Here is a 14871-nt window from a genome sequence, read left to right as displayed (position 1 = left end):
CCATCCCTCGACTATGCTCGGAACTGGCTTCTGCAATAACATTTAACAAAAAACAAATAAACGCATAAATAATTTTTGTACGCAATATTAGACATAGAAACGACTGGAGGCAAGTATAATGAAGAGGGCATTACAGAAATTGCAATCTATAAATATGACGGCCATCAAGTAGTCGATCAATTTATAAGCCTTGTTAACCCTGAACGTGAGATACAACCCTTTGTAGTAAACCTAACTGGCATAAATAGTAACATGCTACGAAACGCCCCAAAGTTTTATGAGGTTGCCAAGCGTATTGTTGAGATCACAGATGATTGTATTTTAGTGGCTCACAATGCACAGTTTGATTACCGGATATTAAAAACAGAATTTAGTCGCTTAGGCTTTGATTTTGAAAGAAAAACACTCTGTACTGTCAAACTCTCAAAAAAACTAATTCCAGATCAAGTCTCTTATAGCCTGGGCAAATTGGTTAGATCCCTCGGTATTCCGGTTACCGATAGACACCGTGCTTCTGGTGATGCCCTAGCAACAGTAAAACTGTTTAAAATACTTTTGGACAAAGACAGCTCTAAAAGTATTATTCAAAAATCCGTGCAGTTAAACCCGAAGCACCAATTAGAACCACGGCATATAGATATCATAAAAGAATTACCCGCTATTACCGGTGTATATTATATCCATAAAGCTAATGGAGATATCATTTATATTGGAAAAAGCAACAATATAAAAAAACGAATCAATCAGCATTTTACTAACACAAATCAAAAATCAAAAAAAATACAAGCCCTGGTAACTGCGGTAACTTACGAGGCTACAGGTAGTGAATTAGTAGCTCTTTTAAAAGAAAGTGAAGAAATAAAACGTATTAAACCTATATTTAATAGAGCATTGCGAAGAACACGTTTTACACATGCCTTATATAGTTTTAGGGACGAAAACGATTACATTAATTTAAAAATTGATCTTGCCGACGGACGCAAAAAACCAGTGACCACTTTTAGCAACAAACAAAGTGGTAAAAGTTTTATAATTAATGCTATTGAGGAATACAACTTATGCCAAAAGTTAACGGGCATCTACAAAACAAATACAAGCTGTTTTAATTATGGCATAAAAACCTGTGAAGGGGCCTGCATTAAAAAAGAAACCGCCGAATCTTATAATAAAAGGGTGGAACAACTGTTGTCCAAAAACAGTTACTCCAACAAAAATATGGTCATTATAGACAAGGGTCGAGCTATTGACGAGCATAGTGCCATACTCATTGAAAATGGTGTCTTTAAAGGTCTGGGCTTCTTTAATCTTAACTATCAAATAAATAATATTGAGGTTTTAGAATCTATCATTACCCCGATGGATAATAATCGAGATACACAACATATTATTCAAAGCTACCTGCGTAAAAACAAAAAAATAAAGCAAATTATATTCGATTAAGCATGAAACAGATGACCTTGTATTTTTTGCTCCTCTCCAACTTAGCCCTTTTTTCACAATCAGATTTTCATCCTGAGTCATACAGGGTTTATTTGGGAGACCTAAAAACCAATACTTTCGAAAAAGATTCTACTGCCAATGCTTTAATAATTTATAAATCTGGAAATAGCTTTGTAGATAGACAAGATTATGACTTAAGAACCGAGATAAAACAAAAAATTAAAATATTAAATAAGGAAGGCTTTAATAAAGCCAATATTTCTATTCATTTATATAATAAAGGAGGAGACAGAGCAGAAAAAGTAAAGAAAATTGTTGCAACCACTTATAATCTGGAAGACGGAAACGTTATCAAAACTGAATTACTTGAAAAGGATATTTTTAGGGAAAAATATGATGAAAACCACACCCTTGTTAAATTTACGCTACCAAATATAAAAGAAGGTTCTGTAATAGCCTATAGTTATACGATTTCCTCTCCTTTTATGTACAACTATAAGGGTTGGGATTTCCAAAGCAATATACCAACTTTATACAACGAATACAGAACAAGTATTCCAGGAAACTGGTATTACAATATTCAATTAATAGGTGGAAAAAAATTAACAACCAATACTACGGAAATAAAGAAAAAATGCCTCCAAGGCCCCAGAGGTGGTAGCTCAGATTGTTCCAATAGTATTTATGCCATGAAAGATATACCTGCTTTTATAGAGGAAGACTACATGACTTCTAAAAAGAATTATTTGGCAAGAGTAGAATACGAATTGAAAACATTTAATGGTTTTGATGGCAAAGTATATAATTATACAAAAACATGGAAAACCGTAGATAATGAATTTAAAACAGATAAAGATATAGGAAGGCAGTTAAGAAAACCTATAGATCTAGAAAAGTTATTAGCCCCTGAGACCATTAATGAAAAAGATTTATTAAAAAAGGCAAAGACTATTTATAGATACGTTCAAGAAAACTATACATGGAATGGAGACTACAAAATATTTGAAGATGTTTCTGTAAAAGATTTAATTAAAAACAAATCCGGAAATGTCTCGTCCATAAATATTTTGCTTCATAATTTATTAAAAGAGTCAAAAATAGATGTAAAACCAGTGCTAATATCAACTAGAGCTAACGGGTTTGCCACAAAAATTTTTCCGGTTATCTCAGATTTTAACTACTTAATTGTTCAAGTGACCATAAATAATGAGGTCTTTTATTTAGATGCCACAGATAACTACTTGCCATTTGGTGATATTCCTTTTAGGTGCTTAAATGCTTATGGCAGACTTATGGATTTTAAAAATGGTAGTGAATGGGTAGATATAAAACCAAACAGACCTTCTAACGTTTATTATAATGTGGAACTGCATCTTGGTGAGGATGACATTATATCTGGACATATAAGCTCAAAAAGAACGGGATATCATGCCTTGAATTTTAAAAAATCATATTACCAAAATAGCGACGCTTATATTCAAAAACTGGAAAATAAGTTTCCTTATTTAGATATTTTCGATTTTGAAGTAACTAGTAATGGTATAACAAGTCCAGGCTTTGAAGAATCTTATCGCATAAACTATAATTATGAAGATACTGGAGACCATATTTATTTAAATCCTTTTTTTGTTAAATTTTTTAATGAAAACCCTTTTAAACTTGAAGAAAGAACATATCCTATCGATTTTGGTTATAAAGACATCTATATTTATTTATTTAAACTTAATTTTGATGCTAACAAATATACCATTGCTGAGCACCCAGAAGAAAAAAATATAGTCTTACCATATAATTCAGGAAATGTTACTTTTTCTACTAAAGTTCTTGATAATACGGCTCTTACCACACTCAGGATAACCTTTAAAAAAGCCATGTATGAGCCAGAATATTACCCATATTTAAAAGAGTTTATGAGTGAAATTGTAAATATTCAAATGAATTCGCTTATAGTTTTAAAGAAAAAGTAATCTATCTTTCTTACTTTTGAATACATGGACAAACCAAAAAAAAGGCATTGGAAAACAATACTTCACGAAATTATATATGAAGCAGATACGCCTGCCGGGAAGCTATTTGATATTGTTTTATTAATAACCATTCTAGCTAGTATTGTACTGGTTATGTTAGAGAGTGTTAATAGTATTGATAAACAATTCCATGATTTTCTTAATACCTCAGAATGGGTTATTACCATATTATTTACCATTGAATATATCGCGAGAATTTTAACCGTAAGAAAACCATTAAAGTATATTTTTAGTTTTTATGGAATCATAGACTTATTATCTACGGTACCCAAATACATTTCGTTACTGGTTGGTGGTGTGCATGCACTGGCTGCCTTACGTGCTTTACGCTTACTGCGCGTTTTTAGAATATTGAAATTAGCACGTTATTTAGGGGCATCCAATACTTTGGTAAATGCCTTAAAGACCAGTAGAGCAAAAATAGCGGTCTTCTTATTTGCTGTTTTAATAGTCGCCATTATTTTGGGTACTATTATGTATTTAGTTGAAGGTGAGGAAAACGGTTTTACCAACATACCAAAAAGTGTATATTGGTGTATTGTAACCCTTACCACTGTTGGTTTTGGAGATATTGCGCCACAAACACCACTTGGCCAATTTATAGCCTCTTTAGTGATGATTTTAGGTTACGGCATTATTGCTGTACCCACTGGCATTGTCTCGGCAGAATATACGAACCAAAATAAATCCCAAAAAGAAAAAGAACCAAAAACTAAGCCGGAAGATGAAATAAGCTCCGTGCGTCTCAACTCTCAATGTTGCGTAAATTGCTTATCAGAAAAACATAAGGACGATGCTCAGTTTTGTTATAAATGTGGACATAATTTACATTGATGAATAAAACACTTATTTCCATAGTTGGTCCTACTGCTATTGGTAAAACAGCTTTAAGTATAAAATTAGCCAATCATTTTAATACTGAAATACTATCTGCCGATTCACGTCAGTTTTTTAAAGAGATGCAAATAGGAACGGCAGCACCAACACCAGAAGAATTGGCAACAGCCAAGCATCATTTTATTCATCATAAATCCATAAAGGACAACTACAACGTTGGTGCTTTTGAAAAAGATGCCATAAGTACTTTAAAGACACTTTTTAAAACCCATGATACAGTTATTATGGTGGGCGGCTCCGGGTTATATGTTGATGCTGTTAGTAAAGGTTTGGATGATTTTCCCGACATAGAAAATAATATCCGAGAGACGCTTAACAACGATTTAAAAACAAAAGGACTATCGTATTTACAAGAACGATTAGAGCAACTCGACACAGCTGCTTATAACAAGATTGCAATCGATAATCCACATCGCGTTATCCGTGCTTTAGAAATTTGTATTGGCACGGGCAAACCCTATTCATCATTTTTAAAGAAAGGCAAAATAGAACGTCCATTTAAAACAATTACCGTGGGACTCTCTGCAGATAGGGAAATGATATACAACCGCATAAATAAACGGGTAGATATTATGATACAGGAAGGTTTATTGGAGGAAGTTAAAAGCTTGGTTCCATTTAAAGGTCTAAACGCCTTAAATACGGTGGGCTATAAAGAATTATTTAATTATTTAGATGGTGAATGGACACTCGATTTTGCTATTTCTGAAATTAAAAAGAATACGAGGCGCTTTGCAAAACGTCAACTTACTTGGTTTAAAAAAAATGCCGAAACATTTTGGTTTGATTATACCACTTCAAAAGAACATATTATTACCTTTATAAGTCAAAATATTTCTTAATAATGTCAATACCAGAAGATGCTTTAGATAATCCCGTTTGGTTCTCTTTAACCGATTGCCATTATGATTATGCCATAGATTATGGCAATGTCAAGTTTTTTCATCCAGATTATGGCCCTTTTGGAGCTTTTATAAATAACGAAGACACGAGTCTTGCCATAGAAAAACACGCCAAATTAATTACAGATTTCTTTATTGTTGGAGATAAGCCAAAAATGCCATGGCATTTTAAAGAACCCATACAGTATATAGGCCTACAAATGATTATATACAACAAAATAGATTACCCCATAACTGAGACCATTATAGAGTTGACCGAATCGCATTATGATGACTTGATTAATATAGTTAAACTAGTATATCCAGAATATTTTAAGCCAAAAACGAATACTTTAGGACAGTATTATGGTATTTATAAAGATAAAAAACTGGTAGCTGTAACTGGTGAGCGGATGCAAACCAATAATTTTATTGAAATTAACGCGGTCATAACGCATCCTGATTATACTGGTAAAGGATACGCAAAACAACTCATTGCCCATACAGTAGAAGGCATCTTGAAAAAAGGTAAGATTCCTTTTTTACACGTAGATCAAACCAATCTTGGTCCCATACAGTTATATAAAAAACTGGGATTTACAACGCGAAGAAAATTTAGTTTCTGGAGGATCATCAGTAATAAAAAATGATGAAAGGTTTATACGGCCAAGCTATAAGTAGACCTACCGCATGGTCACATGGCTATACTTAGCATTTACAAGAATGCTTTTTCCACTTGTCAAACTCCCTGTAGAAAAATTAGAAATATTATGGTTAAGCGATTTTTTTGGGTGATCTATACTAGAACGATTCCCTTTATACTGTAAATTATAATCTACTTTAGGAAGCGATATAACGGCATTACTATTTTGAATAATAATATTTAGGTTAGAAAAAGCATCATCTATATCTAAAATTTTTAAATCGCCTATGTTACCATCAATAAGAGCACTTTCCAATAAATGTTTAATAGTTACGTTAGATGAATTTGAATTTAAAACCATCTGTTTTACATGGGTCAATTCAACATTTTCGGTATAACGAAGGTTTAGTTCTCCTAAATTCCAATGGTTTACATACACAGGCGAATATGAAGCATTAACGGAAGTAGAACTTCCATTAATGCTATATGCCGTAAATTTTGTATGTGATAAGTCTGCTTGTAAATTATCAACATTAGCAGCAAATTCTATTTCACCATGTCTAACATTGACCTTTAGTTTGGCCTTTTTGGGCATTTTTATTCTAATGGTCTTTTTAACTCTGGAATCGGATTCTTTATTAACCATCCTTTTAATTAACACCTTCCTGTTTTTTGCTAACTTTTCTCTTTCCTCTGCGTGTCTTTCATGTCTTTCTACAATTCTTTCTCGGATTCTTTCCTGATGCTCGCGCATTTGTTCTTGCTTTTCGCGCATTCTTTCTTGCTGGTCTCGCATTTTTTCTCGTGATATTCTATTCTTTTCTTCGTGCGCCTCCTGAGCTTTTATATGTTCCACCTGTCTTTTCATTCTTTCTGCAAAGTGCTCACTCCATGCTTTCATACGTTCTCCATATTCTTCTTCCCATTCTTTATCAAATTTAGCAGCCCACTCTTGCATTTCTTTACCATACTTCTCTCCCCATTCCTTCTCAAATTTCGCACCCCATGCTTCCATTTTTTTAGCATATTCTTTCCCAAATTTCGATTCGAAGCTTTGAGTATATTTATCCAAATACTTCTTACCATCCTTTTTATAGGCTTTGTAATCGAAGTGAATTTCGTTTAACCCTTCTGGCAATTCAGGCAACTCTGGAAGTTCAGGAATTTCTGGAGGCTCTGGCATATCAGGAATCTCGGGTAATTCTGGAACTTCGGGCAGGTCTGCCAATTCGAACTTTAACTCTTCCATGATAGCATGTACAGCATCATCACCAACCCCAGAATTATAAACCCAAGTTGTTACGCGTGCCCCTTTAGCCTTAATTTCCACTTGTCCATTCGATACATCCACATCCACATCCCAGTTTTCCAAAGCTTCTTCTAATGCTTCTTTACTTAAGTCATCACTCTCCATATAGGCTTCTATTTCAATAACATCCTTATTCCACGTATCAAATACAATATTGCAATGACTTGTGTTTAAATCAATAGTAACATCTTTATCTACTTTTATAGATTGTGATACTTTGTTTAATTTTTGCTGCGCCATGAGCCCTCCAGCAAGGAGGAAGCTTACAGCAAATAATTTAATTTTTATAATTGTCCTGTTCATTTTTTGATTTTTAAATTGATTTTTCCACTTCTTAAGTGGTACTGTCCGAGGCACTTAACGTTCGTAATTGACTTCTTAAACGATACAAAAGGTTTAAACGAAACTTTAAATTATCAATCAATGCATTTACTGTTAGCTCGCTTGGTCCCGACTCGGTTAATTCAGCAGATAAACGTTTATATTCCTTATCAAGTTCATCCAATTGTAGCAAATACCCATCAAAAAGGTCTTTGGTTTCTGGAGTATATGTCATTTTAGATAGCTCTAAATTAATACTCGCCAAATAATAATCTTCAACTTTTTTAAGCCCAGGAGAGATATCTCCTAGAGTTTTTGTTTCAGCAGTTTCAGTAACCACGACCTCTAGGCCTTCTGTTTGGTCTCCTTGTGGTCGAAAAAACTTAAAAGCACCAAACCCCAATCCTATAAACAATACAACACTTACTGCTATACGCATCCAATTAAATTTAGGTTTGCTTACTACTGGCATAGCTTCATCTAACTTTTTAAGAAATCTTTCTTGATGATTTTCTGGCATCTTTTCATGCGTTATCTTATCATCTTTAAACAACTCTCTAATATCTCGTGCCATCTTTTTTAAGTGTTAACAGTTCTTGTAATTTACTTTTACCTCTTGATAATTGTGTTCTTGACGCCACTTCGGAAATATTTAAAATCCCTGAAATTTCTTGATGATCATACCCTTCAATTAAATAAAGCATCACAACATATTGATACTTCTCAGGTAATTTATTAATTGCCATTTTCACATCGTTTAATGTAATAGCATCGTCTACTAACCATTTGTCATCCTGTGTTGTATCGACCACTTTTAGGTGCACCTCTTCTAATTCAACAAGTTCTTGTTTTTTAGATTTCAAGAAGTCTATACTTTTATTAATAACAATACGTTTTAACCAAGCACCAAAAGTGACTTCAGCTTTATATTGATCCAGTTTAGTAAAAGCTCTTAAAAAAGCCTCTTGTACTACATCTTCAGCTTCAGCAGCATCTTTTAAAAATCGTTTGGCAACCACATACATCCCATCACAATACTGGTTGTACAATTGTAATTGCGCTTTGCGATTGTTTTGTTTACATTGTTCAATAATGTCAACTTGAAACATGCTAATTCTACTTTTGGTTATAAGTTAGTTCATTTTAAAAGACGATAAAAAAAATATAGTGTTGCAAAAAAATATTTTTTTTAATTGTGGGAATGGTTTTAGTCTTTTTAATCGGCTATAAAATGCCTTCTTTCATTCTTTTTTTGTCTTTTTATTATGAAGTGAGGTATTTTTTTTGGATTGAAGCTCAAAATGAACAAAAAATCAGTTGTTTTTCGCTGCAATCAAAAAAATATCTCCCTTCTTAAATAAGAAAATTCAAAAATCTGTGTTAACATTATTAATAATCATTTCTTTTTAAAGTATATTTATCACCTTTTAAAACACCCCTATATGAATACCTTTTTGAAGCGTATATTAGTTCTTTTATCCATAATAGCATTAGGGCTATTTCTATATTCCATTTTTGTTGAAAATATTTTTTCACCACGACTGAGTCCCAAAGATACCGTAGAGTTTAAACTTAATGATTTAAAACTCGAAGTGTTTTATAATAGACCTTATAAAAAAAATAGAGCTATTTTTGGCGCTTTAGTTCCTTATAATAAAATTTGGCGTACAGGAGCTAATGAAGCTACTACTTTTAAAACCAACAAAAATCTTGAGATACAAGGTCTGACTTTACCTATAGGTAAATATACACTTTGGACAGTTCCTAAAGACTCCACTTGGACCATTATATTCAATTCTAAACAATATGCCTGGGGGGTCGATTCTGAGATGAAACCCATGTGGAATCCTAACTATGATGTTTTAAATATTGAGGTTCCTGTGCATAAATTATCGTCTACAGTAGAACAATTTACTATAGCTTTCGATAATTCTACCGATAATTTATTTTTAACAATGGCATGGGATGATGTAAAAGTTGCTGTGCCTCTTAAATGAGTGTCCAGTAATCAGTGAGCAGTAATCAGTGGGCAGTAACCAAAATAACGTTATTAAATAAAATAAGTAAATTAGACAAACATTTGTTTAATCGTGGCTAAAGAAAAAAAATCTGCTCTTAAAGAAAAAAAAGGTGTTTCAATTTCTGAAATCACCAATGAATCGTCCATCAAGGCTATTAAAAAGAAGCGTAGATCTGAAATTAACACAGATGCTTTAGTGGCCTCCATTTTAAATAAGGACATAACTGCCTTGAGTAGAGCCATTACTTTAGTTGAAAGTAAAAACCCCATACATTTAGAAAAGGCAAACACTATAATAAAAGCTTGTTTACCGCATGCAAATAAATCTATTCGTATTGGTATTACTGGGGTTCCTGGGGTTGGAAAAAGTACTTTTATAGAAACCTTTGGCAAACATATTACTTCAAAAGGAAAACGCATTGCTGTTTTGGCAATAGACCCAAGTAGTTCACTTACAAAAGGCAGTATTTTAGGGGATAAAACCAGAATGGAAGACTTAGTAAAAGACGACCATGCTTATATACGTCCATCTGCTTCAGGAGATTCATTAGGCGGTGTTGCCAGAAAAACCAGGGAAACAATCATTTTATGTGAAGCTGCTGGGTTTGATGTTATTATTATTGAAACTGTTGGTGTTGGTCAAAGCGAGACCACAGTTCATAGTATGGTCGATTTCTTTCTATTATTAAAATTAGCAGGGGCCGGTGATGAGCTACAGGGCATAAAACGGGGCATTATAGAAATGGCAGATGCGATTGCTATTAATAAAGCTGATGGCGATAATATAAAACCTGCTAAACTTGCCAAGATAGAATTTAACAGGGCGCTTCACCTTTATCCTGAAAAATCTTCTAGCTGGCAGCCTAAAGTTACGGTTTGTAGTGCCTTGAATAATGAAGGGATAGATTCTATTTGGCGTATCATTTTAGACTACGCCGAAATAACAACAAAGAATGGATACTTTAATAAAAAACGAAACGAACAAAATAAATTTTGGCTCATTCAAACCATTGAAGAACAATTAAAATCTGCATTTTTCAATCGTCCGAAAATCAAAAAAGAATTAGTAAATCAATTACAGCTTATTGAGACCGATCAAACCACTCCTTTTGCTGCAGCCGATTATTTATTGGGGCTAAAAACCTAAACACTCATGTTAACCTAGAAACAGCACTACTTCTTTTCAGAAGATTATCCAGGTTTAAAAAATTCTAATTTATAACTACCTTATAACTTTATAACTATATAACTATATAACTAATTTATGTCGCCACATATCTTTTTAAAAGATATTTACCCAATTTGTAAAATAGAAATCCAGCTATCGCACCAAACGTTAATCCACAAACAATATCTAACGGATAATGTACCCCCACATAAATCCTACTATAGGCTACTACTGCACTCCAAAACAGTAACATAAAAATAAGGTATTTATAATACGGTTTAAGCATTAAACCTGCAAACACCGCTACTGCCATAGAATTAGATGAATGTCCTGAAAAGAATCCGTATTTTCCACATCGTACAGCTATAAACCGCATCTGATCAATTAAATTAGCCTCTCCGCAAGGTCTTGACCGTTGAAATCCCCGCTTAAACACGTTGGTGAATTGGTCCGTAAAAGTTATCATTAAAGCCACAACAACTACAAAAACAAGTAATGATTTTAGTCCATACTTTTTATAAAGCAAAAACAACAATATAGCATATAAAGGAATAGACGCAAGCTTGTTTGTTATTATTAACCACAAATTATCCCAAGGTTCAGCCCCTAAATTGTTTAAAAACAAAAATAATTCGGTATCATATTCTAAAAGTCTTTCAATCATTATTAATATACTAATTTTCATACTTTGCAACTTCGCTATCGTAAAACTCAGTAGCTAGTTTAATAGCATTTTCTGTTTCTTTTTCCAGTTCTTGTTGATCTTCAGCATCAAAGTCTTCAAACCATTCTACTTCATCATCTTCAAGATTTATAATAAATCTGGGGAATTCGGTATGAATTACAAAAATGGCATTAGGATATTCAGTATTATCACCAAGTATAAATTTTGGAAGTGTCATATTAAGTTATAGGTTATAAGTACCAAGAGTACACTTAAATTGTTAGATGCAAAGTTAAAATTTATTAGTTACCGAAGTAGCACTCCTTTAAAGTTTTTCATTTGGCAAAAAAATGGCTCTTTTTCATCTATATGTCGCCTTTTTTGAATTCCGTAGCGATACTTCGGCTTCGCTCAGCACAAGTGCTATGCCTCTCAAAAAGTGCCTCATCTGGACAAATTTTATCTCATTTTAGTTCACTTAACTTCTTATTATCATAAATCGGAGTTCATGAATCTTCGATTTCGGTAAAACACAAAAAATCAAGATGAGTTCATTAAAAAAGTCTTTATCTACATGAAAAATGACCGATTTCCGCTATAATTCCAAAATTTTAAATGAATTCACTGTCAACTTTAAGTACTTTAGGCACTTATAACCTTAAATACTTTAGGCACTTATAACCTTAAATACTTTAGCCACTTATAACTTTAGGCACTTCCAACTTTAAATACTTTAGGCACTTATAACCTTAAATACTTTAGGCACTTATAACTTTAGCCACTTCCAACTTTAAATACTTTAGCCACTTATAACTTTAGGCACTTCCAACCTTAAATACTTTAGCCACTTCCAACCTTAAATACTTTAGGCACTTATAACTTTAGCCACTTCCAACTTTAAATACTTTAGCCACTTATAACTTTAGGCACTTCCAACCTTAAATACTTTAGCCACTTCCAACCTTAAATACTTTAGCCACTTATAACTTTAGGCACTTATAACTTTAAATACTTTAGGCACTTCCAACCTTAAATACTTTAGGCACTTCCAACCTTAAATACTTTAGGCACTTCCAACCTTAAATACTTTAGGCACTTATAACCTTAAATACTTTAGGCACTTTCAGCTTTCATCAGCTTTTTAGTTAAATAATTAAATCGAATATACAACAAAATAGCTGCTGTAGTTAACCCCGCAAGTAAACCTAACCAAATACCAAAACTGCCAAAAGCATCTTCTTTGCCAAAAAACCAACTTACAGGAAATCCAACTAACCAATAAGATATAAAAGTAATAATGGTTGGTATTTTAACATCTTGTAAGCCACGTAAAGCTCCCAAAACCAAAACTTGAATACTATCGCTTATTTGAAAGATGGCTGCTGCTATTAATAACTTAGATGCAATATCTACCACTTCGGTATTATCAATGAAGTTTTTAGCATCATTAAAATCTACATATAACTTTGGTAGTTGATTATGAAATACAAAGAACAGCAAGGCAAAGCCAATAGCAAACATAGCTCCCATTAAAAATAAAGAAAATGCAATACGACGCAACTCATAATATGCTTTTAGTCCTTTTTGGTTACCAACCCGAATCATAGAAGCGACACTTAATCCCATAGCTACCATAAATGTCATAGACGATAAATTAAGTGCTATCTGGTTTGCTGCTTGTGGATTTTTCCCAAGTAAACCACTTAACCATATAGCTGCTGTGAAAATGGCCACTTCAAAAAACATTTGCATGGCACTCGGGGCACCTAAATTTATAATTTTATTAAGCATTGATTTATCTAAAACAAAAAACCTAATATTTGTTACAAATGCTTTCGATTTTTCTTTTCCTTTAAGTAAAAACCATAAATGCCAAACCATAATAATACGGGCCACTAAAGTTCCATAAGCTGCTCCTACAATTCCAAGTTCTGGGAACCCAAACTTTCCAAAAATTAATAAATAGTTTAAAACAACGTTTATAATATTGCCTAATAAAGTTGAGTACATAGGATATTTAGTCATGGATAATCCATCACCAAACTGTTTAAAACCTTGAAAAACAATCAAAGGGATTAAAGAAAAAGCAACTAAATCCAAATACGGAATTGCCAACTCTACAACCTCTACTGGTTGTTTCATTAAATACATAAGGGGCTTTGCAAAAAACACCATTAAAAAGAGCAATACCCCCAAAACAGTACACAAAAATAAACCATGCTTAAAGGATGTTTTCCCTTCTATAAAATCTTTTGCCGCATCAGCTTCAGCTATTAAAGGCGTTATAGCTGTTGAAAAACCTATCCCTAAGGACATGGCGATAAACATAAAACTATTACCTAAGGACACCGCTGCTAGTTCGGCCGTCCCCAATTGTCCTACCATAATATTATCTACAAAACTAACAAAGGTATGCCCCAACATACCTAACATAACAGGTGAAGCTAGTTTCCAATTATACTTAAATTCTTTGGTATAGTTTTTTAATTGCATGAGGCAAAAGTAATCTTTAGCCTTATATTTTTATTAATTTTACAACCTTCTTTTAATTTTTTTAATAAGCGAACTTATCTTGGCTTTTTCTTGTTCCTAAGACTTGCCTGGGGCAGGAATAGTTGAAATCCACCCATATTTTAGTGTTTTTCCTTTTCGTAACCCTGCCATGCATTACAAAAAATACCAGATCTGAATAAATTTTATCTCATTTTAGTTCACTTAACTCTTATTATCATAAATCGGAGTTCATGAACCTTCGATTTCGGTTAAAAACAAAAATTCAAGAGGCGTTCTTTAATAAATTAACAATTGTTAATAATTCTTTATGTTATTAATAAACTATTTAGGATGTGTTTTCATACATTCGCAGCGCTTTAAAAAGCCAACTCAATTAATAACATTGTACATGTAAAAAACATCGTACATGTAGAAACATTTAGCATTCTATTTTAAAGGGATTGAAAGTATAATAGCTTAGAAGTTTCTGTATTAAAAGGAGGCATTTAAATGCCTCCTTTTTTATTTATTAAGCTCAACTTTATGTTGGGTCATGCTCAAAAATTGTGCTTAGATAAAAGTTTTGAACCATCTGAAAAGAAGGTCTGTCATTGACTTATCCTAAGTTTAACCCTCCAGAATTTCGACAAGGCCAAACTTGCTCCACATGCTGATTCTGCAGAGTCCCCCTCTTAAATTTAACTACTGTGTGCACACAAATAATGCACAATAAAAAGATTAGACACGAATGGCACAAATTTTCACTAATTAACGTGAGTTCGATGTAAGCATAATATTATTGATCTGACTATCAATAATTTAGTCTTGGTTGTCAGGTTGAGCGCAGTCGAAACCCATTTAAATAGCTAGTTTTAATGACCTTTCGTATCCTATGACTTTAGCAAATTTTTTATCATAAATTTTCTCTATTGTCTTAAGCGGCATATCCCATTGTATCAACATATGGTACCCCTCTGTTCACTACAGCAAAAACCCTTGCCAATAGTT

At 33.0% G+C, this 14871-nt stretch carries 13 protein-coding genes; 7 read left to right on the top strand and 6 right to left on the bottom strand.

The annotated features are described in order from the left end of the window. The first annotated feature begins 75 nt into the window (after window positions 1-75). The 5 genes from PQO00_RS14715 to PQO00_RS14695 are packed head-to-tail and all read left to right on the top strand — an operon-like array spanning window position 76 to window position 5895. On the top strand, window positions 76-1440 hold the full coding sequence (locus PQO00_RS14715) for an exonuclease domain-containing protein (protein WP_274185611.1): 1365 nt from the start codon (window positions 76-78) through the stop codon (window positions 1438-1440). An 11-nt stretch (window positions 1441-1451) separates the two neighbouring features. Continuing rightward, the gene (locus PQO00_RS14710) at window positions 1452-3407 is read left to right on the top strand and encodes a DUF3857 domain-containing protein (protein ID WP_274185610.1); all 1956 of its coding nucleotides are present in this window, start codon (window positions 1452-1454) and stop codon (window positions 3405-3407) included. A 24-nt stretch (window positions 3408-3431) separates the two neighbouring features. Beyond that, window positions 3432-4301, top strand: coding sequence for an ion transporter (locus PQO00_RS14705; RefSeq protein ID WP_274185609.1), 870 nt, complete (start codon window positions 3432-3434; stop codon window positions 4299-4301). Further along, the gene (miaA, locus tag PQO00_RS14700; RefSeq protein WP_274185608.1) at window positions 4301-5206 is read left to right on the top strand and encodes a tRNA (adenosine(37)-N6)-dimethylallyltransferase MiaA; all 906 of its coding nucleotides are present in this window, start codon (window positions 4301-4303) and stop codon (window positions 5204-5206) included. Before PQO00_RS14705 ends, miaA begins: the two co-directional genes overlap by 1 nt. A 2-nt stretch (window positions 5207-5208) precedes the next feature. Then, the gene (locus tag PQO00_RS14695) at window positions 5209-5895 is read left to right on the top strand and encodes a GNAT family N-acetyltransferase (protein WP_274185607.1); all 687 of its coding nucleotides are present in this window, start codon (window positions 5209-5211) and stop codon (window positions 5893-5895) included. A gap of 33 nt (window positions 5896-5928) precedes the next feature. On the opposite strand, the gene PQO00_RS14690 is transcribed toward PQO00_RS14695, so the two are convergent. Genes PQO00_RS14690 through PQO00_RS14680 form a run of 3 tightly spaced genes read right to left on the bottom strand, consistent with a single transcriptional unit; the run spans window position 5929 to window position 8627 of the window. Next, complete coding sequence (locus tag PQO00_RS14690) at window positions 5929-7500, bottom strand: hypothetical protein (protein WP_274185606.1); 1572 nt, start codon at window positions 7498-7500, stop codon at window positions 5929-5931. A 31-nt stretch (window positions 7501-7531) separates the two neighbouring features. Further along, window positions 7532-8092 (bottom strand): hypothetical protein, encoded by a 561-nt coding sequence (locus tag PQO00_RS14685; protein ID WP_274185605.1) that lies wholly within the window; start codon window positions 8090-8092, stop codon window positions 7532-7534. Continuing rightward, window positions 8076-8627: an RNA polymerase sigma factor gene (locus tag PQO00_RS14680; RefSeq protein WP_274185604.1), complete on the bottom strand. Its 552-nt coding sequence runs from the start codon at window positions 8625-8627 to the stop codon at window positions 8076-8078. The genes PQO00_RS14685 and PQO00_RS14680 overlap by 17 nt, the downstream gene beginning before the upstream one ends. A gap of 333 nt (window positions 8628-8960) precedes the next feature. Between PQO00_RS14680 and PQO00_RS14675 the strand changes: the two genes are divergently transcribed. After that, window positions 8961-9515, top strand: a complete 555-nt coding sequence (locus PQO00_RS14675) for a DUF2911 domain-containing protein (RefSeq protein ID WP_274185603.1) — start codon at window positions 8961-8963, stop codon at window positions 9513-9515. A 93-nt stretch (window positions 9516-9608) separates the two neighbouring features. Next, the gene (meaB, locus tag PQO00_RS14670; RefSeq protein ID WP_274185602.1) at window positions 9609-10685 is read left to right on the top strand and encodes a methylmalonyl Co-A mutase-associated GTPase MeaB; all 1077 of its coding nucleotides are present in this window, start codon (window positions 9609-9611) and stop codon (window positions 10683-10685) included. A gap of 115 nt (window positions 10686-10800) precedes the next feature. Here meaB and PQO00_RS14665 read toward each other — a convergent pair whose 3' ends face one another. The 3 genes from PQO00_RS14665 to PQO00_RS14655 all read right to left on the bottom strand — a co-directional run bounded on the left by PQO00_RS14665 (window position 10801) and on the right by PQO00_RS14655 (window position 13863). Further along, complete coding sequence (locus PQO00_RS14665; RefSeq protein ID WP_274185703.1) at window positions 10801-11370, bottom strand: phosphatase PAP2 family protein; 570 nt, start codon at window positions 11368-11370, stop codon at window positions 10801-10803. Between the two features lie 10 nt (window positions 11371-11380). Then, a complete protein-coding gene (locus PQO00_RS14660) occupies window positions 11381-11608 on the bottom strand; it encodes a hypothetical protein (RefSeq protein WP_274185601.1) in 228 nt (75 codons plus the stop codon). Window positions 11609-12483: 875 nt separating this feature from the next. After that, the gene (locus PQO00_RS14655; protein ID WP_274185600.1) at window positions 12484-13863 is read right to left on the bottom strand and encodes an MATE family efflux transporter; all 1380 of its coding nucleotides are present in this window, start codon (window positions 13861-13863) and stop codon (window positions 12484-12486) included. Between the last annotated feature and the right edge of the window lie 1008 nt (window positions 13864-14871).

Source organism: Flavivirga sp. 57AJ16 (genome assembly GCF_028736925.1).
Lineage (GTDB): Bacteria > Bacteroidota > Bacteroidia > Flavobacteriales > Flavobacteriaceae > Flavivirga.
This window is presented reverse-complemented; position numbering and strand designations above follow the sequence as displayed.